This is a genomic window from Pseudomonas sp. XP2, from assembly GCF_053557975.1.
In genome coordinates, this window is record NZ_JBNRIK010000008.1 from 72,306 (window position 1) to 91,643 (window position 19,338).

Sequence of the window (19,338 nt, forward strand, 5' to 3'; positions counted from 1 at the left end):
AGGCGTGCGCAGGCATCTGACCCGACCCCGCCAGTCATACCATCGCCACAAAGGGCCACAGTGCCCCACGACAAAAAAACGATCGCTGCCGGGAGATACACGATGTTCAGCAAGCAAGACCAGATCCAGGGTTACGACGACGCACTGCTGGCGGCGATGAATGCCGAGGAACAGCGCCAGGAAGATCACATCGAGCTGATCGCCTCGGAGAACTACACCAGCAAGCGCGTCATGCAGGCCCAAGGCAGCGGCCTGACCAACAAGTACGCCGAAGGCTACCCGGGCAAGCGCTACTACGGTGGCTGCGAGCACGTGGACAAAGTAGAAGCCCTGGCCATAGAGCGCGCCAAGCAGCTGTTCGGTGCCGACTACGCCAACGTACAGCCGCACTCCGGCTCGTCGGCCAACGGCGCCGTCTACCTGGCCCTGCTGCAGGCCGGTGACACCATCCTCGGCATGAGCCTGGCCCACGGTGGCCATCTGACCCACGGCGCCAAAGTGTCGTCCTCGGGCAAGCTCTATAACGCCGTGCAGTACGGCATCAACACCGACACCGGCCTGATCGACTACGACGAAGTCGAGCGCCTCGCGGTCGAGCACAAGCCGAAAATGATCGTTGCCGGTTTCTCGGCCTACTCCAAGACCCTCGACTTCCCACGCTTCCGCGCCATTGCCGACAAGGTGGGTGCGCTGCTGTTCGTCGACATGGCCCACGTAGCCGGCCTGGTTGCCGCTGGCCTGTACCCGAACCCGATCCCGTTCGCCGATGTGGTTACCACCACCACCCACAAGACCCTGCGCGGCCCTCGCGGCGGTCTGATCCTGGCCAAGTCGAACGAAGAGATCGAGAAGAGGCTGAACGCCGCTGTATTCCCGGGCGCCCAAGGCGGCCCGCTGATGCACGTGATTGCCGCCAAGGCCGTGTGCTTCAAGGAAGCGCTGGAGCCTGGCTTCAAGGCCTACCAGCAACAAGTGATCGAAAACGCCCAGGCCATGGCCCAGGTGTTCATCGACCGCGGCTACGACGTGGTGTCCGGTGGCACCGACAACCACCTGTTCCTGGTCAGCCTGATCCGCCAGGGCCTCACTGGCAAAGATGCCGACGCCGCCCTGGGCCGCGCGCACATCACCGTCAACAAGAACGCCGTGCCGAACGACCCACAGTCGCCGTTCGTCACCTCGGGCCTGCGCATCGGCACCCCGGCCGTCACCACCCGCGGCTTCAAGGTTGCGCAGTGCGTGGCCCTGGCCGGCTGGATCTGCGACATCCTCGACAACCTCGGTGACGCAGACGTCGAAGCCGATGTGGCGAAGAACGTCGCGGCGCTGTGCGCAGACTTCCCTGTTTACCGCTGAGTGGAGTAAACGACCATGCAACGCTACTCGGGCTTCGGCCTCTTCAAACACTCCCTCAGCCACCACGAAAACTGGCAGCGCATGTGGCGCACGCCCACCCCTAAAAAGGTGTACGACGTGGTTATCGTCGGCGGTGGCGGCCATGGCCTGGCCACGGCCTACTACCTGGCCAAAGAGCACGGCATCACCAACGTTGCCGTGATCGAGAAAGGTTACCTGGGCGGCGGCAACACCGCCCGTAACACCACCATCGTGCGTTCCAACTACCTGTGGGATGAGTCGGCGCAGTTGTACGAGCACGCCATGAAGCTGTGGGAAGGCCTGTCCCAGGACATCAACTACAACGTGATGTTCTCCCAGCGCGGCGTCTACAACCTGTGCCACACCTTGCAGGACATTCGTGACTCCGAGCGCCGCGTCAGCGCCAACCGCCTCAACGGCGTCGATGGCGAGCTGCTGAACACCGCCCAGGTCGCGGCCGAAATCCCGTACCTGGACTGCTCGAAGAACACCCGCTACCCGATCCTTGGCGCAACCGTTCAGCGCCGTGGTGGCGTGGCCCGCCACGACGCCGTGGCCTGGGGCTATGCCCGCGCTGCCGACGCCCTGGGTGTGGACCTGATCCAGCAGACCGAAGTGATCGGTTTCCGCAAGGAAAACGGCGCGGTCATTGGTGTGGAAACCAACAAAGGCTTCATCGGCGCCAAACGCGTCGGCGTGGTCACCGCCGGTAACTCCGGGCACATGGCCAAGCTGGCCGGCTTCCGCCTGCCGCTGGAATCGCACCCGCTGCAAGCGCTGGTATCCGAGCCGATCAAGCCGATCATCGACAGCGTGATCATGTCCAATGCCGTGCACGGCTACATCAGCCAGTCCGACAAGGGCGACCTGGTAATCGGTGCCGGTATCGACGGCTGGGTCGGCTACGGCCAGCGCGGCTCGTACCCGGTGATCGAGCACACCCTGCAGGCCATCGTCGAGATGTTCCCCAACCTCTCGCGCGTGCGCATGAACCGCCAGTGGGGCGGCATCGTCGACACCTCGCCGGACGCCTGCCCGATCATCACCAAGACCCCGGTCAAGAACATGTTCTTCAACTGCGGTTGGGGTACTGGCGGCTTCAAGGCGACCCCGGGTTCGGGCAACGTCTTTGCCGCGAGCCTGGCCAAGGGCGAAATGCACCCGCTGGCCGCGCCGTTCTCCATGGACCGTTTCTACAACGGCGCACTGATCGACGAACACGGCGCCGCCGCCGTCGCCCACTAACCGGAGACACCGTCATGTTGCATATTTTCTGTCCCCACTGCGGCGAGCTGCGCTCCGAAGAAGAGTTTCACGCCTCTGGCCAGGCGCACATCGCCCGCCCGCTGGACCCTGCCGCTTGCTCCGACGAGGAGTGGGGTACCTACATGTTCTACCGTGACAACCCACGCGGTATTCACCATGAACTGTGGGACCACGTTGCCGGTTGCCGCCAGTACTTCAACGTCACCCGCGACACCGTGACCTACGAAATTCTGGAAACCTACAAGATTGGCGAAAAGCCGCAAGTGACCGCCAACGGTAAAGCTGCGAACGCACCGTCGACCGTCAAAGGCCAAGGGGAAAAAGTATGAGCCAGACCTATCGCCTCGCCAGCGGCGGCCGCATCGACCGCAGCAAGGTCCTGAACTTCACTTTCAACGGCAAGACCTACCAGGGTTATGCCGGTGACAGCCTGGCCGCTGCGTTGCTGGCCAACGGCGTAGACATCGTCGGCCGCAGCTTCAAGTACTCGCGCCCACGCGGCATCATCGCTGCCGGCACTGAAGAGCCGAACGCCATCCTGCAGATCGGTTCCAGCGAAGCCACCCAGATCCCGAACGTGCGCGCCACCCAGCAGGCGCTGTACGCCGGCCTGGTCGCCACCAGCACCAACGGCTGGCCGAACGTCAACAACGACGTGATGGGCATCCTCGGCAAGGTGGGCGGCAGCATGATGCCGCCGGGCTTCTACTACAAAACCTTCATGTACCCGAAATCGTTCTGGATGACGTACGAGAAGTACATCCGCAAAGCTGCAGGCCTTGGCCGTGCACCGCTTCAGAACGACCCGGACAGCTACGACTACATGAACCAGCACTGCGACGTGCTGATCGTCGGCGCCGGCCCTGCTGGCCTGGCCGCTGCACTGGCTGCTGCGCGCAGCGGCGCCCGTGTGATCCTGGCTGACGAGCAGGAAGAGTTTGGCGGTAGCCTGCTCGACAGCCGCGAAACCCTCGACGGCAAGCCTGCCGCCGACTGGGTCAACGCCGTGATCAAAGAGCTGGAAGGGCTGCCGGACGTAACCCTGCTGCCACGTGCCACGGTCAACGGCTACCACGACCATAACTTCCTGACCATTCACGAGCGCCTCACCGACCACCTCGGCGACCGCGCTCCGATCGGCCAGGTACGCCACCGTGTGCACCGTGTACGCGCCAAACGCGTGGTACTGGCGCCCGGCGCCCACGAGCGCCCGCTGGTGTACGGCAACAACGACGTACCGGGCAACATGCTGGCCGGTGCAGTCTCCACCTACGTTCGCCGCTACGGCGTGGCCCCGGGCCGCAAGCTGGTGCTGTCGACCAACAACGACCACGCCTACCGCGCCGCGCTGGACTGGCACGACGCTGGCCTGCAAGTGGTCGCCATCGCCGATGCCCGCCACAACCCACGGGGCTCGCTGGTTGAAGAGGCGCGTGCCAAAGGCATCCGCATCCTCACCTCCAGCGCCGTGGTCGAGGCCAAAGGCAGCAAGCATGTCACCGGCGCCCGCGTGGCGGCCATCGATGTGCAGGCGCACAAAGTCACCAGCCCAGGCGAAACCCTTGAGTGCGACCTGATCGCAACCTCCGGTGGCTACAGCCCGATCGTGCACCTGGCTTCGCACCTGGGCGGTCGCCCGGTATGGCGTGACGACATCCTCGGCTTCGTGCCGGGCGATGCACCGCAGAAACGTGAGTGCGTGGGTGGTATCAACGGCGTCTACGCCCTTGGTGATGTGATTGCCGACGGTTTCGAAGGCGGCGTTCGCGCAGCCACCGAGGCGGGCTTCAAAGCCTCTGTCGGCACCTTGCCAAAAACCGTGGCGCGCAAGGAAGAGGCCACCGTGGCACTGTTCCAGGTGCCGCACGACAAAGGCACCAAGGGGCCGAAGCAGTTCGTCGACCAGCAGAACGACGTGACCGCCGCCGGTATCGAGCTGGCCACCCGTGAAGGCTTCGAGTCGGTTGAGCACGTAAAACGCTACACCGCGCTGGGCTTCGGTACCGACCAGGGCAAACTGGGCAACATCAACGGCCTGGCCATCGCCGCCCGTTCGATCGGCATCACCATCCCGGAAATGGGCACCACCATGTTCCGCCCCAACTACACGCCGGTCACGTTCGGCGCGGTAGCGGGCCGCCACTGTGGCCACCTGTTCGAGCCCGTGCGTTTCACCGCCCTGCATGCCTGGCACGTGAAGAACGGCGCCGAGTTCGAAGACGTTGGCCAGTGGAAGCGCCCTTGGTACTTCCCCAAAGCCGGTGAAGACATCCATGCCGCCGTGGCCCGCGAGTGCAAGGCCGTGCGCGACAGCGTGGGCCTGCTGGACGCCTCGACCCTGGGCAAGATCGACATCCAGGGCCCGGACGCCCGTGAGTTCCTCAACCGCATCTATACCAATGCCTGGACCAAGCTGGACGTGGGCAAGGCCCGCTACGGCCTGATGTGCAAGGAAGACGGCATGGTCTTCGACGACGGCGTAACCGCCTGCGTTGGCGACAACCACTTCATCATGACCACCACCACCGGCGGCGCTGCCCGCGTGCTGCAGTGGATGGAGCTGTACCACCAAACCGAATGGCCAGAGCTGAAGGTGTACTTCACCTCGGTTACCGACCACTGGGCCACCATGACCTTGTCCGGCCCCAACAGCCGCAAGCTGCTCAGCGAGCTGACCGACATCGACATGGACAAGGAAGCCTTCCCGTTCATGACCTGGAAGGAAGGCAACGTCGGCGGCGTGCCCGCCCGAGTGTTCCGTATCTCGTTCACCGGTGAGCTGTCGTACGAAGTCAACGTGCAGGCCAACTACGCCATGGGCGTGCTGGAACAGATCATCGAAGCCGGTAAAAAGTACAACCTGACCCCGTATGGCACCGAGACCATGCACGTACTGCGTGCCGAGAAGGGCTTCATCATCGTGGGCCAGGACACCGACGGTTCGATGAACCCGGACGACCTGAACATGAGCTGGTGCGTTGGCCGTAACAAGCCGTTCTCGTGGATCGGCCTGCGTGGCATGAACCGTGAAGACTGCGTGCGCGAGAACCGCAAGCAGCTGGTAGGCCTGAAGCCGGTCGACCCGACCAAGTGGCTGCCGGAAGGCGCCCAACTGGTGTTCGACCCTAAACAGCCGATCCCGATGGACATGGTTGGCCACGTCACCTCCAGCTACGCGTCCAACTCCCTGGGCTATTCATTCGCCATGGGTGTGGTCAAAGGCGGCCTCAAGCGCATGGGCGAGCGTGTCTACTCGCCGCAGGCAGATGGCAGCGTGATCGAAGCGGAAATCGTGTCTTCGGTGTTCTTCGATCCGAAGGGTGAGCGGCAGAACGTCTAAGGCCCTGAGATAGGTCTGCTTGAAATGCAAGCCCTGTGGGGGCGGGCTTGCCCCGCGAATGCGATGGTGGCCTCACCGCCCTCTTCGCGGGACAAGCCCGCTCCCACAGGCCACCGCTAGCATTCGGGCATTGCATGTGACCTCTGGTCTTACGGACAACAGAATTCAAGGCAGGTAAGAAATGAGCGCTATCAACGTCTTCCAGCAAAACCGCGCCGAGGCCAAGGCCCAGTCGCCACTGCACCACGCCGACCTGGCCAGCCTGGTTGGCAAAGGCCGCAAGAACGCAGGCGTGACCCTGCGTGAACGCAAGTTCCTTGGCCACCTGACCCTGCGTGGCGACGGCCACAACCCGGAATTCGCCGCCGGCGTGCACAAGGCCCTGGGCCTGGAGCTGCCAGTAGCCCTGACTGTGGTCGCCAATAACGACATGTCGTTGCAATGGGTCGGCCCCGACGAGTGGCTGCTGATCGTGCCCGGTGGCCAGGAACTGGCGGTCGAGCAAAAGCTGCGTGCAGCCCTTGAAGGCCAGCATATTCAGGTGGTCAACGTCAGCGGCGGGCAAAGCCTGCTGGAACTGCGCGGCCCGAACGTGCGCGAAGTGCTGATGAAATCCACCAGCTATGATGTTCACCCGAACAACTTCCCGGTGGGCAAGGCCGTGGGCACTGTGTTCGCCAAGTCGCAACTGGTGATCCGCCGTACCGCCGAAGACACCTGGGAGCTGGTGATTCGCCGCAGCTTCGCCGACTACTGGTGGCTGTGGTTGCAGGACGCTTCGGCCGAATACGGCCTGAGCATCGAGGCTTAAGGAGAGCAGAACATGAGTCGGGCACCGGATACCTGGATTCTCACCGCCGACTGCCCGAGCATGCTCGGCACCGTCGACGTGGTGACGCGTTACCTCTTCGAGCAGCGCTGCTACGTGACGGAGCACCACTCCTTCGATGACCGGCAGTCGGGGCGCTTCTTCATTCGTGTCGAATTCCGCCAGCCGGACGATTTTGACGAAACGGGCTTCCGTGCCGGCCTGGCCGAGCGCAGCGAAGCGTTCGGCATGGCTTTCGAGCTGACCGCACCGAACCACCGCCCGAAAGTGGTGATCATGGTGTCCAAGGCCGACCACTGTCTGAACGACCTGCTGTACCGGCAGCGCATCGGCCAGCTGGGCATGGACGTGGTTGCAGTGGTGTCCAACCACCCCGACCTCGAACCCCTGGCGCACTGGCACAAGATCCCCTATTACCACTTCGCCCTCGACCCCAATGACAAGGCGGGGCAAGAGCGCAAGGTCCTGCAGGTGATCGAGGAAACCGGCGCCGAGCTGGTTATTCTCGCCCGTTATATGCAGGTGCTGTCGCCCGAGCTGTGCCGGCGCCTGGATGGCTGGGCGATCAACATTCACCACTCTTTGTTGCCAGGGTTCAAGGGCGCCAAGCCTTATCACCAGGCCTACAACAAGGGCGTGAAGATGGTGGGCGCCACGGCGCACTACATCAACAACGACCTGGACGAAGGGCCGATCATTGCCCAGGGGGTCGAGGTGGTGGACCACAGCCACTATCCGGAAGACCTGATTGCCAAGGGGCGGGATATCGAATGCCTGACCCTGGCGCGTGCTGTGGGGTATCACATCGAGCGGCGGGTGTTCCTCAACGCAAATCGGACTGTCGTTCTCTGACATCCTGTACCGGCCTCTTCGCGGGACAAGCCCGCTCCCACAGGTTCACCGCCATGTTCGAAAGAGCGGTGAGCCTGTGGGAGCGGGCTTGTCCCGCGAATGGCCTCACACCTTTGTGCCTGCCGCTAAAAGACATCCCTCTGTCGCTTCCAGTCAGTGCAACCCGCCCTATCAGGCCCACAATCTCCTGCATTCCAGTAACACATGCCGCCCACGGATGGCGGCGCTTCAACCAACGCTGCATAAATAAAAATCAAGCGAGGTAAAAGCAATGTCTGGCAATCGTGGAGTGGTATATCTCGGCGCCGGCAAGGTCGAAGTGCAACACATCGACTACCCGAAAATGCAGGATCCGCGCGGCAAGAAGATCGAACACGGCGTCATTCTGAAGGTGGTCTCCACCAACATCTGCGGCTCCGACCAGCACATGGTCCGCGGCCGTACCACTGCCCAGGTCGGCCTGGTCCTGGGCCACGAAATCACTGGTGAAATCGTCGAGATGGGGCGTGACGTCGAACGCCTGAAAATCGGCGACCTGGTGTCGGTACCCTTCAACGTTGCCTGCGGCCGCTGCCGCTCGTGCAAAGAGATGCACACCGGTGTCTGCCTCACCGTCAACCCGGCCCGCGCCGGTGGTGCTTACGGCTATGTCGACATGGGCGACTGGACCGGTGGCCAGGCTGAGTACGTGCTGGTGCCATACGCCGACTTCAACCTGCTGAAACTGCCGGACCGCGACAAGGCCATGGAAAAGATCCGTGACCTGACCTGCTTGTCCGACATCCTGCCCACCGGCTACCACGGTGCCGTGACGGCTGGCGTAGGCCCAGGCAGCACCGTATACGTTGCAGGCGCTGGCCCGGTCGGCCTGGCCGCTGCAGCCTCGGCCCGCCTGCTGGGCGCCGCCTGTGTCATCGTCGGCGACCTGAACCCGGCCCGCCTGGCCCACGCCAAGTCCCAGGGCTTTGAAGTGGTCGACCTGTCCAAGGACACCCCGCTGCACGAGCAGATCATCGACATTCTTGGCGAGCCGGAAGTGGACTGCGCCGTCGACGCCGTCGGCTTCGAGGCCCGCGGCCATGGCCACGAAGGTGCCAAGCATGAGGCCCCGGCTACCGTGCTGAACTCGCTGATGCAAGTGACCCGCGTTGCCGGCAACATCGGTATCCCGGGCCTTTACGTGACCGAAGACCCAGGCGCGGTAGATGCCGCCGCCAAGATCGGCGCGCTGAGCATCCGCTTTGGCCTGGGCTGGGCAAAATCGCACAGCTTCCACACCGGCCAGACCCCGACCATGAAGTACAACCGCCAGCTGATGCAGGCGATCATGTGGGACCGTATCAACATTGCTGAAGTGGTGGGGGTGCAGGTGATCAACCTGGATCAGGCGCCGGAAGGGTATGGCGAGTTTGATGCGGGTGTGCCGAAGAAGTTTGTGATTGACCCGCACAAGATGTGGGGTGCGGCGTAATCAGCGTCGAGTAACAAGTGCCCCTCCTGTCGAGGGGCTTTTTTACGGTTGCATCACCGACTTTAAAGTCTGCATCGCCCGTTGTAGGAGCGGCCTTGTGTCGCGAAAGGGCTGCGAAGCAGCCCCCGACGATATGAGCACTTGCACCAAGTTCTTGGGGAAGCTTCGCAGTAAACACGCCTGCGGAACACTAACGCCTGATGAGACTAGCGTCTGGAGTTGAGGACGAAATTTCATTAATGGCAGTTGAATACTTTGGCGAGAAACTGACGGGTTGCGTGAGATCGCTGCGTAAGCGACTGCGAAGGCGCAACGATGATTCACCGAGACGCTTCAGTTCTGCCCTCATGTGCTCAGGGGCGTTGTCGGGATGTCTTCTCATATATCTCAAGTCAGCATGGATTATTCTTCTACGCTCCCGAATCTGGGAAAGTTGTTGCTGTACCCGTGGAGGCAATTTGTCTTCAATGTATTGATAGTTCGGAAGCAGTAGATCCTCCGATTCAGTTTGAGCAAAGGATGGGGGCTCTTTACCCTGTCGTCGAGCAGATTGTAGTTCTTCTGGGGTGAGTTTGGGTTGCAGTTGTGCTTGGGTTTGAACTCTATCACGACTTCTGGTCCGCCCGAATAGGTTGGCGATGCCTTTAAATGGACTCAGCCAGCTTTGACCTGATGGATCTAACCGATTGACTGGATCGCCACTACAGTAGGCATATGCATTAATACCACCTGCGTCAAACGGACTTAACCCGTCAGCTGAGTGAAATCGCTGCAGGACGGGATTGTAAATGCGATGACCGTTACCAAGGGTATAGAAACTTGTCAATGCATCTCGCAGCTGGCCATTGAACGCCAAGAGACGTTGCTCTTCGGGTGCATTAATTGCATAACCGTAGGGGGTGTAGGCAGAGGAATGAGGTGTGCGGTCAGAGTCAGGGTGCTTCTTCATCATCTTGGCCTGCTTGATGTGAATTGTTGTTACCAGTATTAGGATGTCGAGCGCATAGCGCTACTGATAGAAATGACAGGTTGGTACCACTGACCTGGGCTGCTTGATAGCCTCGACAACCGGCTCGGAACAAACCCCGGAACGCCGAGTCAAAAGCCTCGTTTCCCCGGCCATCCCGGCCCACGAGGTCCCTCCTGATGAAAGCATTCACCCTGGCAACCCTGATGACTCTGGCCGCAAGCCCGGTGTTCGCCTTCAACCTCAGCGACGCTGCCAACGCCGTGTCCGCCATGCAAACTCAGAAGCAGCAGGGCCAAGTACAGGCACCCGAGGCACAGGCCAATCTGCTGAACACCCTGGGCAGCGAATTGAAGATCACCCCCGAACAGGCCGTGGGTGGGGCAGGGGCAATGCTGGGCTTGGCGCGCAATAACCTGAGTACCGATGACTATGGGCAACTGACCAAAGCGGTACCTGGCCTGGACCTGCTGGCCGGGGCCAATGCGCTGGGCGGCTTGAGTGGCTTGGGCGATTTGCTGGGCAAGAACAGCGAAAGCCAGTCGGCCCTGAGCAACGCGCTGGGCAATAACGTGGAAAACCGCAGCGACCTGGACAGTGCGTTCAAGGCGCTGGGGATGGACACGGGGATGATCGGGCAGTTTGCGCCGTTGATTCTGCAGTACCTGGGGCAGCAGGGGATTGCCGGGTCGTTATTGCAGAATTTGGGTAGTTTGTGGACTACGCCGGCGCCGTTGGCCCAGCCTTCGGTCTAGGGGGTTGTAGGGGCAGTGTGGGTATCACCGCTGTGTAAGGCTGGCGCCGTCCTGTAGGAGCGGAGCGGCACAAGGCCGCTCCTACAAGGGACCGCGCAGGCCTTGGGCTATTGGGTCAGGCGGCTTCTGTGAAGTCCACCAGGCGCACGGGGCGGCGGAAGCCGGCGGTCAGTATCGCCAAGTAGGCCAGGCCCAAGGCAAACCAGCACAGGCCAATCACCAGCGTCAGCGCCGACAGGCTGGTCCACAGCCACAGTGTCAGCCCCAACCCTACCAGCGGCACCACGCCATAGCTCAGCAGCCCCTTGGCATTACGCTGGCTGGCATCATCCAACAGATGCGTCTTCACCACCGCCAGGTTTACCGCCGAGAACGCCACCAGCGCGCCGAAGCTGATCAGCGAGGCGAGGGTAGCCAGGTCGATCACCAGCGCCAGCAGCGAGAAGGCTGACACCAGCAAAATAGCGAACACTGGCGTACCAAAGCGCGGCGACAGGTAACCAAAGCTACGGCGTGGCAGCACGTTGTCGCGGCCCATGGTGAACAGGATGCGCGACACCGCCGCCTGCGAGGCCAGCGCCGAACCCAGGCTGCCCGCAACATACGCGGCGGTGAAGAAGTTGGTGAGGAACTGCCCGCCCGCCTTGAACATCACCTCGTTGGCCGCTGCATCGGCATTGGCAAAGCTGCTGCCCGGCAGCACCAGCTGGCTGACATAGGCCAGCAGGGTAAACAGCAAACCGGCAAACAGGGTGGTGAGGATGATCGCCCTTGGCACGTCGCGGCGTGCGTCGCGGCATTCTTCGGCCAGGGTCGACACAGCGTCGAAGCCTAGGAACGACAGGCACAGCACCGCTGCGCCCGCCATCAAGTGGCCGAAGCCCGGTTTGCTGCCGTCACCCAGCAGCGGCGACAGCAGGTCGAGCGGCTGGCCGGCCAATGTCTGGCAGGACAGCGCGACAAACACGCCGATAAACACGATCTGCGCGCCAACGATCAGGTTGCTGGTCTTTGCCACCGAGTTGATGCCGACCACGTTCAGCACTGTCACCAGGGCGATGCAGGCGAGCACGAAAGCCCAGGCGGGTACTGCCGGGAAGGCGATGTTGAGGAACAGGCCTATCAGCAGGTAGTTGATCATCGGCAGGAACAGGTAGTCGAGCAGCAACGACCAGCCGGCGAGAAAGCCGATGTTGGGGCCGAAGGCCATGTTGGTGTAGGAATAGGCCGAGCCTGCAACCGGGAAGCGTTTGACCATGACGCTGTAGGACGCAGCGGTGAACAGCATGGCCACCAGAGTGACCAGGTAAGCGCCGGCGGTGCGGCCACCAGTGAGTTCGGTGACGATGCCGTAGGTGGTGAAGATGGTCAGTGGGACCATGTAGACCAGGCCGAAGAACACCAGAGCGGGCAGGCCGAGGACACGGCGAAGCTGGGCGGGGGTGGAGCTAGATGGGTTGGCCATTGATCGATCCAGGCTTTTTGTAATTGTGCTTTGATCGATTTTTATCCACTTAGGTGGGGTGTGACAAAGAAGTAATCCTAATGTCGATTATTAGCCTTGGTTTTAATCGGGCATTTGTCGGGTATTCATTGGCCTCTTCGCGGGACAAGCCCGCTCCCACAGGTACCGCACACACCTTGGGAAGGGTGCAGTACCTGTGGGAGCGGGCTTGCCCCGCGAAGAGGCCGGTCCAGAATGACGGCTTAGCCAATCTCCGAGCGCAGTTGCTCGATCCGCTGGTCCTTCTGCACCCACACCTGATTCACCCAGGCCTGCACAGTCTGGCGGAAGGCCGGATCATTCTCGTAATCCCCCGCCCACAGTGCCGGGTCCAGCTCCCGCACCTGAATGTCGATAATCACCCGGCTAATGCTGCCATTGAGCAACGCCCAGAACCCCGGTGCCTGGTTGCCGGGGTACACGATGGTCACGTCCAGCAACGCATCCAGCTGCTCGCCCAATGCCGCGAGCACAAACGCCACGCCCCCTGCCTTGGGCTTGAGCAGGTAGCGGTACGGCGACTGTTGCTGCTGGCGCTTGGCTTCGGTAAACCGGGTGCCCTCCAGGTAGTTCACCACGGTCACCGGCTGGCGCTTGAACAGCTCGCAGGCCGCCTTGGTGATTTCCAGGTCCTTGCCCTTGAGCTCGGGGTGCTTTTCCAGAAACGCCTTGCTGTAGCGCTTCATGAACGGGTAATCCAGCCCCCACCAGGCCAGGCCGAGCAGCGGCACCCAGATCAGCTCCTTCTTGAGGAAGAACTTGAAGAACGGCGTGCGGCGGCTGAGGCTTTCGATCAACGCAGGGATATCGACCCAGCTCTGGTGGTTGCTCACGGCCAGGTAGGACGTGTCCTTGCGCAGGTTCTCCACGCCGCGGATGTCCCACTGGGTAGGAATGCACAGGGCGAAGATGGCCTTGTCGATTTCCGACCAGGTTTCGGCCACCCACATCACCGCCCACGAGGCATAGTCGCGGCCACGGCCCGGCAACACCAGCTTGAGCAGGGCGAAGACCAGCAGCGGGCAGATCAACACCACCGTATTGAGCAGCAGCAGAGTGGCAGTGAGAATGCCGGTCAGCAGGCGACGCATAAAGAGACTCTTGTTGTGGGAGATTAACGGTTGGCAATGATAAGCAGGGCCGTGGCCTACGCCAAATGTCCAATGCCCTGCGGCGGCAACAAATGTTTCACATTATGTTGATTAGGCTTGGCACAGCGAACCTATCCTGCCAGTGCAGTCTAAGCACTGACCCTTCTCAAGGAAGCCTGCTTGTGAAATCTCTGTTTGCCATGTTGTCACTGTTGGCGCTGCCAGTCATGGCCGCCGAGCCTACGATATACGGCCGGTACGAGAACATCGCCCTGCCCGAGCTGGGCGAAACCCTGAAAGCCAAGATGGACACCGGTGCCTTCACCGCGTCGCTGTCGGCCAAGGACATCGAGCTGTTCACCCGCGATGGCGAGGAATGGGTGCGCTTCCGCCTGGCGACCAAGGATTCCGATGGCAAGGTGTATGAGCACAAGGTCTCGCGCATCAGCAAGATCAAAGGCCGTGCCGATGAAGAGGAAGAAGGCGATGCGCCGGAAATCTCCAAGCGCCCGGTAGTGGACCTGGAGCTATGTCTGGGTGATGTGAAACGCACCGTGGAGGTGAACCTGGTCGACCGCAGCAGCTTCAATTATCCGCTGCTGGTGGGCTCCAAGGCGCTGCGCGAGTTCAAGGCCGCAGTCAACCCGGCCAAGAAGTTTACCGCTGGCAAGCCTGACTGCTAAGCAGTAGCTGCAAGCTGCAAGTGAGAACAGATCAGTGTAAGTTCACGTGATCCGCTTTCACTTGAAGCTTGCAGCTTGAGGCTTGTAGCTCGATGCCCCATATCCTCATCGTCGAAGACGAAGCCGCCATCGCCGACACCTTGGTTTATGCCCTGCAGGCCGACGGCCACAGCACCGAATGGGTGACCTTGGGCGGCGCCGCCCTCGACCAGCAGCGACAGCGCCCAGCCGACCTGATCATCCTGGACATCGGCCTGCCCGACATCAGTGGCTTCGAAACCTGCCGCCAATTGCGCCGTTTCACCGAAGTGCCGGTGATGTTCCTCAGTGCCCGCGACGGTGAAATCGACCGGGTGGTGGGCCTGGAAATCGGTGCCGACGACTACGTGGTCAAACCCTTCAGCCCGCGTGAAGTGGCTGCGCGAGTGCGGGCGATCCTCAAACGCATGGGCCCCAGGGCCGAGTCTGCCACCGATGCGGCGTTGTTCCAGCTCGACACCCTGCGCATGCAAATCACCTATCGCGGCCAGCCACTCACGCTGACCCGCCACGAATTCCGCCTGCTGCAATCCCTGCTGGAGCAGCCGCAGCGGGTATTCAGCCGAGAACAGCTGCTTGATGCCCTGGGGGTGGCCTCCGATGCAGGCTACGAGCGCACCATCGACAGCCATATCAAAAGCCTGCGCGCCAAGCTGCGCCAGGTAGCGGGTGACGCCGAGCCGATCCAGACCCACCGCGGCCTCGGCTACAGCTACAGCCCGGACCACGCCTGATGCGCCTGGGCATCCGGATTTTTCTGGTGTACTTCCTGTTCGTCGGCCTGGCGGGCTATTTCCTGCTCAACACGGTGCGTGAACAGATCCGCCCGGTGGTGCGCCAGTCATCCGAAGAAACACTGGTCGACACCGCCAACCTGTTGGCCGAGATCCTGCGCGATGACGTCAAGGCCGGCACCTTGAGCCAGAGCCGCCTGCCGCAAGTACTCAAGGCCTACGGCTCGCGCAGCCCGGGCGCGCAGATCTGGGGCCTGGCCAAGAACCAGGTCAGCCACCGCATCTATGTGACTGACGCCAAGGGCATCGTGCTGCTGGACTCCAGCGGTGAGGCGCTGGGCAAAGATTACTCGCAGTGGAATGACGTGCTGTTGACCCTGCGCGGCCAGTACGGCGCCCGCTCCACCCGCAGCGACCCCAATGATGAAAGCACCTCGATGATGCACGTCGGCGCACCGATCATCGACGACGGCAAGATCATCGGCGTGGTCACCGTGGCCAAACCCAACAGCTCGCTGCAGCCGTACATCGACCGTTCCGAGCGGCGCCTGCTCACGCTGGGTCTGGGGCTGATCGGCCTGGGCTTGCTGATTGGCGCGGCGCTGTCGTGGTGGCTGGCGCGCTCGCTGCGCCGGCTGGCGCGTTATGCCCAGGCGGTCAGCGAAGGCGAGCGTGCCGCGTTGCCGCACTACAAGGGTGGCGAGCTGGCGCACCTGGCCCAGGCGGTGGAACGCATGCGCACCCAGCTGGAGGGCAAGGCTTATGTCGAGCGCTATGTGCATACCCTGACGCACGAACTGAAAAGCCCGCTGGCGGCCATTCGTGGGGCTTGCGAGCTGCTGCAGGACGAGGGCATGCCCGCCGACCAGCGCGCGCGCTTTGCCGGCAACATCGAGCGCGAGAGCGAGCGTTTGCAGCAGATGGTCGAGCGCCTGCTCAACCTGGCCAGGGTCGAGCAGATGCAGGCCCTGGAGGATGAACAGCAGGTGGCGCTGGCGGCGCTGGTGGACGAGTTGCTGTTGGCTCATGGGGCGCGGATCGAAGGCGCCGGTTTGCACGTGCGTCAGCGGGTGCCGGCGGGTTTGCGCTTGCTGTGTGATCCGTTCCTGATGCGCCAGGCGCTGGCCAACCTGCTGGATAACGCACTGGATTTCACCCCTGCAGGTGGCGCCCTGCTGTTTGACCTGGAGCGCGACGGCGAGCGGGTGGCATTGAGCCTGTTCAACCAGGGGCAGGCGATACCGGCATATGCCATCGGGCGGGTCAGCGAGCGGTTCTACTCGCTGCCGCGGCCGGGGAGCGGGCGCAAGAGCACCGGGCTGGGGCTGAATTTTGTGGCCGAGGTGATGCAACTGCATGGCGGGGCGTTGGCGGTGGATAACGTCGATGGCGGGGTGCGGGTGCGGTTGTGGCTGCCGGTGCGGCGTATCAGCTGAGATTGCCGGGGCTGCACAGCAGCCCCAAATACACTCAAACCACACAGGCTCTTCACACAGCCTCCACGCAAGACGCAGACACTGCGCCCACTGCCACTGGAGGCCCCATGAACAAGACCCTCGGTTACAAACTCGGCATGATCGCCGTGCTCATATTGCTGCTGCTCATCCCGCTGTTGCTGATCAACGGCCTGATCGATGAACGCCAGGCCCTGCGCGACAACGTACTGCGCGACATTGCCCAAAGTGCCAGCTTCGACCAACAGCTCAGCGGCCCGCTGCTGGTGGTGCCGTACCGCAAGTACCAGCGCCGCTGGATCGAAAAGGACGGCGAGCGCACACAGGAAACCAGCACCATTGCCGGCCACCTGTACTTCCTGCCGGAAACGTTCGACGCCGACTTGGGCGTGGACACCGAACTGCGTGCCCGCGGCATCTACCAGGCCCGGCTGTTCCACGCCAAGGGGCGTATCAGCGGCCGTTTCAAGCTCCCGGAGCGCTGGGGCATCGACAAGGACTTCGACGACTACCGCTTCGACAAACCCTTCCTGGTGGTGGGCATCAGCGATATCCGCGGCATCGAGAATGGCCTGGAGCTGAGCTTGGACGAACACAAGGTGCCGTTCGAGGCTGGCACCCAGCTCGACTGGATGCGCGGTGGCGTGCATGCCAGCCTGCCGGGGCTGGACGGCATGCAGGCACGGGAATTCAGCTACGGCTTCGACCTTGCATTACAGGGCACCGGCCAGTTGCACATCGTGCCGGTGGGGCGCACCAGCAACGTGGACATGCGCGCCAACTGGCCGCATCCGAGTTTTGTCGGCAACTACCTGCCCAACCGCCGTGACATCGATGCCCAGGGCTTCAGCGCCCTCTGGCAGACGTCGTTCTTCGCCACCAACCTTGAGGATGCCCTGCGCCAGTGCGCCACCGCCGGGCAGTGCGCAGATTTCAGCGAGCGCAGCTTCGGCGTGAGCTTTGTCGACCCGGTGGACCAGTACCTGAAAAGTGAGCGGGCGATCAAATACGCGTTGCTGTTCATTGCGCTGACCTTCGCCGGCTTCTTTCTGTTCGAGGTGTTGAAGAACCTGAGTGTGCACCCGGTGCAGTACATCCTGGTCGGCGTGGCGCTGGCGTTCTTCTACCTGCTGCTGCTGTCGTTGTCCGAGCACATTGGCTTTGGCCTGGCGTACGGGCTGTCGGCTTCGGCGTGTGTGCTGCTGATCGGCTTCTACCTGAGCCATGTGTTGCGCAGCCTGGGACGAGGGGTCGGGTTTGCGGCTGGGTTGGCGGCGCTGTATGCGCTGCTTTATGGGCTGCTGAGTGCCGAAGACTATGCACTGCTGATGGGATCGCTGCTGTGCTTTGGCTTGCTGGGGGTGTTCATGGTGCTGACCCGTCGGCTGGACTGGGCGCGGGTGGGGAGGTCGGCATGAGGGAGGACAGAGAAATCGGGCGGTGGCTGGCCCTGAGGATTGGGCAGCTGTTTCCTGCATTACCTAGGTGAAGCTTTCGCGGGCACGCCCGCTCCCACAGCAGCCAACCTGTGGGAGCGGGCGTGCCCGCGAAGAGGCCCTGTCAGGTAACTGGAGATGTGGCGACCATCGACGGCCGCTTGGCCACTTCGGCATACCAGGCAGCCAGGCCTGGCTGGCGTTCCCGCCAACCAAACTCCGGCTGACGCAAATCCAGATACCCCAGCGCACAGGCCACGCCAATCGCCGCCAGGTCGAACCTGGACATCAGCTCGGGCAGGTGCTCCTGCTCCAGGTTGGCCAGGCTACGGCGGATCTTGTCGCTCTGCGCCTGCAACCAGCCATCCCAGCGTTTGTCCTCTGGCCGCAAGAAGCTTTCATAGCGCGAGGACACCGCCGCATCCATGATCGCATCGGCCTGCGACACCAGGGTCATGCGCCGCCAGCGCGCCGAGCCTTCACGGGGCAGCAGTGGCAGGCCGACGTGTTGCAGGTCGAGGTACTCGCAGATCACCCGGCTGTCATGCAGCACGGTGCCGTCGTCCAGGCGCAGGGCCGGGATCTTGCCGATCGGGTTGTCCTGGTTGAGCTGCGGGTCGCCGCTCACCGGGCTGATGTTTACCGCTTGCAGCTTTACGCGCTCAAGCTGCGAGGTCTCGTGCAGCACCACCATGACCTTGCGCACAAAAGGTGACAAGGGCGAGTGGAACAGGGTCATCGTGGTCATGGTTCAGTTGCCTTGCAGGCTGGGTGGCAGGCATACACCGGTGCCGCCGATGCCGCAGTAGCCGTCCGGGTTCTTGGCCAGGTACTGCTGGTGGTACGCCTCGGCGAAATACACGGTCGGTGCCTGGTCGATTTCGGTGGTGATTTCACCAAAGCCGGCTTTGGTCAGTTCGGCCTGGTAGGCGTCGCGGCTGGCCTTGGCCTGTTCCAGCTGTTCAGGGCTGGTGCAGTAGATGGCCGAGCGATACTGGGTGCCGATGTCGTTGCCCTGGCGCATGCCTTGGGTGGGGTTGTGCAGTTCCCAGAACATCGCCAGCAGCTCGCGGTAGCTGACCTTGTCTTTGTCGAACACCACCAGCACCACTTCGGTGTGGCCGGTCAGGCCCGAGCAGACTTCTTCGTAGGTAGGGTGCGGGGTGAAACCGCCGGCGTAGCCGACCACGGTGCTAACCACGCCTTCGCGCTGCCAGAAGCGCCGCTCCGCGCCCCAGAAGCAACCCAGGCCGAAGATGGCGAAGTCGATGGCGCCTTCAAAGAAGGGGCCGAGCAGCGGGGTGCCTTCGAACACGTAGTGGAACTCGGGCAGGCTCATTGGCGTTTCGCGGCCAGGCAGGGCCTGCTCCGCAGTTGGCATGACGTTTTTGTTCACCAGGATTTCCGAACGCAGGACCATGGCCGTTCCTCTGTGTTTTTTCAGTGGGATAGGTGTTGGGCCATCGCCGGCAAGCCAGCTCCCACAGGGATATCACAGGTCTGGAAATCTGTGCGGTCCCTGTGGGAGCTGGCTTGCCGG

General features: G+C 62.4%; 17 protein-coding genes. 12 read left to right on the forward strand and 5 right to left on the reverse strand.

Annotation, left to right across the window (positions count from 1 at the left end; translation table 11 throughout):
- Window positions 1-102: 102 nt before the first annotated feature.
- From ACK1VC_RS11375 to fdhA, 7 genes are all read left to right on the forward strand, one after another.
- Window positions 103-1,356 carry a serine hydroxymethyltransferase gene (locus tag ACK1VC_RS11375; protein ID WP_191087182.1) on the forward strand — a complete coding sequence of 418 codons (1,254 nt, stop codon included), beginning with the start codon at window positions 103-105 and terminating at the stop codon, window positions 1,354-1,356.
- Between the two features lie 15 nt (window positions 1,357-1,371).
- A complete protein-coding gene (locus tag ACK1VC_RS11380; protein ID WP_016484536.1) occupies window positions 1,372-2,622 on the forward strand; it encodes a sarcosine oxidase subunit beta family protein in 1,251 nt (416 codons plus the stop codon).
- 14 nt (window positions 2,623-2,636) lie between these two features.
- Window positions 2,637-2,972, forward strand: a complete 336-nt coding sequence (locus ACK1VC_RS11385; RefSeq protein WP_016484537.1) for a sarcosine oxidase subunit delta — start codon at window positions 2,637-2,639, stop codon at window positions 2,970-2,972.
- The gene (locus tag ACK1VC_RS11390) at window positions 2,969-5,983 is read left to right on the forward strand and encodes a sarcosine oxidase subunit alpha (RefSeq protein WP_016484538.1); all 3,015 of its coding nucleotides are present in this window, start codon (window positions 2,969-2,971) and stop codon (window positions 5,981-5,983) included. Before ACK1VC_RS11385 ends, ACK1VC_RS11390 begins: the two co-directional genes overlap by 4 nt.
- Before the next feature lie 181 nt (window positions 5,984-6,164).
- Window positions 6,165-6,794, forward strand: coding sequence for a sarcosine oxidase subunit gamma (locus ACK1VC_RS11395; RefSeq protein ID WP_449117956.1), 630 nt, complete (start codon window positions 6,165-6,167; stop codon window positions 6,792-6,794).
- A gap of 12 nt (window positions 6,795-6,806) precedes the next feature.
- Complete coding sequence (purU, locus tag ACK1VC_RS11400) at window positions 6,807-7,664, forward strand: formyltetrahydrofolate deformylase (protein WP_016484540.1); 858 nt, start codon at window positions 6,807-6,809, stop codon at window positions 7,662-7,664.
- A 271-nt stretch (window positions 7,665-7,935) separates the two neighbouring features.
- The gene (gene fdhA / locus ACK1VC_RS11405) at window positions 7,936-9,135 is read left to right on the forward strand and encodes a formaldehyde dehydrogenase, glutathione-independent (RefSeq protein WP_016484541.1); all 1,200 of its coding nucleotides are present in this window, start codon (window positions 7,936-7,938) and stop codon (window positions 9,133-9,135) included.
- A 190-nt stretch (window positions 9,136-9,325) separates the two neighbouring features.
- Here the strand turns inward: fdhA and ACK1VC_RS11410 are convergent, their stop codons facing one another.
- Window positions 9,326-10,087, reverse strand: coding sequence for an RHS repeat-associated core domain-containing protein (locus tag ACK1VC_RS11410; protein ID WP_080640990.1), 762 nt, complete (start codon window positions 10,085-10,087; stop codon window positions 9,326-9,328).
- Window positions 10,088-10,281: 194 nt separating this feature from the next.
- On the opposite strand from ACK1VC_RS11410, the gene ACK1VC_RS11415 reads away from it, so the two are divergent.
- The gene (locus ACK1VC_RS11415; protein WP_016484542.1) at window positions 10,282-10,857 is read left to right on the forward strand and encodes a DUF2780 domain-containing protein; all 576 of its coding nucleotides are present in this window, start codon (window positions 10,282-10,284) and stop codon (window positions 10,855-10,857) included.
- 115 nt (window positions 10,858-10,972) lie between these two features.
- On the opposite strand, the gene ACK1VC_RS11420 is transcribed toward ACK1VC_RS11415, so the two are convergent.
- Window positions 10,973-12,322 carry an APC family permease gene (locus tag ACK1VC_RS11420; RefSeq protein ID WP_016484543.1) on the reverse strand — a complete coding sequence of 450 codons (1,350 nt, stop codon included), beginning with the start codon at window positions 12,320-12,322 and terminating at the stop codon, window positions 10,973-10,975.
- Between the two features lie 242 nt (window positions 12,323-12,564).
- The gene (locus ACK1VC_RS11425) at window positions 12,565-13,452 is read right to left on the reverse strand and encodes an acyltransferase (protein ID WP_449117957.1); all 888 of its coding nucleotides are present in this window, start codon (window positions 13,450-13,452) and stop codon (window positions 12,565-12,567) included.
- Between the two features lie 182 nt (window positions 13,453-13,634).
- Between ACK1VC_RS11425 and rloA2 the strand changes: the two genes are divergently transcribed.
- The 4 genes from rloA2 (at window position 13,635) to creD (ending at window position 17,780) form a co-directional block, all read left to right on the forward strand.
- Entirely contained in the window at window positions 13,635-14,135 is a 501-nt protein-coding gene (gene rloA2, locus ACK1VC_RS11430; RefSeq protein WP_016484545.1) for a retropepsin-like aspartic peptidase RloA2, read from the forward strand.
- A 92-nt stretch (window positions 14,136-14,227) separates the two neighbouring features.
- Window positions 14,228-14,908, forward strand: coding sequence for a two-component system response regulator CreB (gene creB / locus ACK1VC_RS11435; RefSeq protein WP_023048955.1), 681 nt, complete (start codon window positions 14,228-14,230; stop codon window positions 14,906-14,908).
- Window positions 14,908-16,344, forward strand: coding sequence for a two-component system sensor histidine kinase CreC (gene creC, locus ACK1VC_RS11440; protein WP_449117958.1), 1,437 nt, complete (start codon window positions 14,908-14,910; stop codon window positions 16,342-16,344). The genes creB and creC overlap by 1 nt, the downstream gene beginning before the upstream one ends.
- 107 nt (window positions 16,345-16,451) lie before the next feature.
- Window positions 16,452-17,780, forward strand: a complete 1,329-nt coding sequence (gene creD / locus ACK1VC_RS11445; protein ID WP_191087183.1) for a cell envelope integrity protein CreD — start codon at window positions 16,452-16,454, stop codon at window positions 17,778-17,780.
- Window positions 17,781-17,922: 142 nt separating this feature from the next.
- Here creD and ACK1VC_RS11450 read toward each other — a convergent pair whose 3' ends face one another.
- Both ACK1VC_RS11450 and msrA read right to left on the reverse strand, forming a co-directional pair.
- Complete coding sequence (locus tag ACK1VC_RS11450) at window positions 17,923-18,546, reverse strand: glutathione S-transferase (RefSeq protein ID WP_060518012.1); 624 nt, start codon at window positions 18,544-18,546, stop codon at window positions 17,923-17,925.
- Between the two features lie 3 nt (window positions 18,547-18,549).
- Window positions 18,550-19,218, reverse strand: coding sequence for a peptide-methionine (S)-S-oxide reductase MsrA (msrA, locus tag ACK1VC_RS11455; protein ID WP_191087184.1), 669 nt, complete (start codon window positions 19,216-19,218; stop codon window positions 18,550-18,552).
- Between the last annotated feature and the right edge of the window lie 120 nt (window positions 19,219-19,338).

Bases quoted from the DNA above. Each gene is read 5' to 3' on its own strand.
- ACK1VC_RS11380 (WP_016484536.1), top strand. From the start codon at position 1,372: ATGCAACGCTACTCGGGCTTCGGCCTCTTCAAACACTCCCTCAGCCAC.
- ACK1VC_RS11415 (WP_016484542.1), top strand. From the start codon at position 10,282: ATGAAAGCATTCACCCTGGCAACCCTGATGACTCTGGCCGCAAGCCCG.
- purU (WP_016484540.1), top strand. From the start codon at position 6,807: ATGAGTCGGGCACCGGATACCTGGATTCTCACCGCCGACTGCCCGAGC.
- creB (WP_023048955.1), top strand. From the start codon at position 14,228: ATGCCCCATATCCTCATCGTCGAAGACGAAGCCGCCATCGCCGACACC.
- creD (WP_191087183.1), top strand. From the start codon at position 16,452: ATGAACAAGACCCTCGGTTACAAACTCGGCATGATCGCCGTGCTCATA.
- ACK1VC_RS11375 (WP_191087182.1), top strand. From the start codon at position 103: ATGTTCAGCAAGCAAGACCAGATCCAGGGTTACGACGACGCACTGCTG.
- fdhA (WP_016484541.1), top strand. From the start codon at position 7,936: ATGTCTGGCAATCGTGGAGTGGTATATCTCGGCGCCGGCAAGGTCGAA.
- msrA (WP_191087184.1), bottom strand. From the start codon at position 19,218: ATGGTCCTGCGTTCGGAAATCCTGGTGAACAAAAACGTCATGCCAACT.
- ACK1VC_RS11390 (WP_016484538.1), top strand. From the start codon at position 2,969: ATGAGCCAGACCTATCGCCTCGCCAGCGGCGGCCGCATCGACCGCAGC.
- ACK1VC_RS11410 (WP_080640990.1), bottom strand. From the start codon at position 10,087: ATGATGAAGAAGCACCCTGACTCTGACCGCACACCTCATTCCTCTGCC.
- ACK1VC_RS11425 (WP_449117957.1), bottom strand. From the start codon at position 13,452: ATGCGTCGCCTGCTGACCGGCATTCTCACTGCCACTCTGCTGCTGCTC.
- ACK1VC_RS11450 (WP_060518012.1), bottom strand. From the start codon at position 18,546: ATGACCACGATGACCCTGTTCCACTCGCCCTTGTCACCTTTTGTGCGC.
- ACK1VC_RS11395 (WP_449117956.1), top strand. From the start codon at position 6,165: ATGAGCGCTATCAACGTCTTCCAGCAAAACCGCGCCGAGGCCAAGGCC.
- ACK1VC_RS11385 (WP_016484537.1), top strand. From the start codon at position 2,637: ATGTTGCATATTTTCTGTCCCCACTGCGGCGAGCTGCGCTCCGAAGAA.
- creC (WP_449117958.1), top strand. From the start codon at position 14,908: ATGCGCCTGGGCATCCGGATTTTTCTGGTGTACTTCCTGTTCGTCGGC.
- ACK1VC_RS11420 (WP_016484543.1), bottom strand. From the start codon at position 12,322: ATGGCCAACCCATCTAGCTCCACCCCCGCCCAGCTTCGCCGTGTCCTC.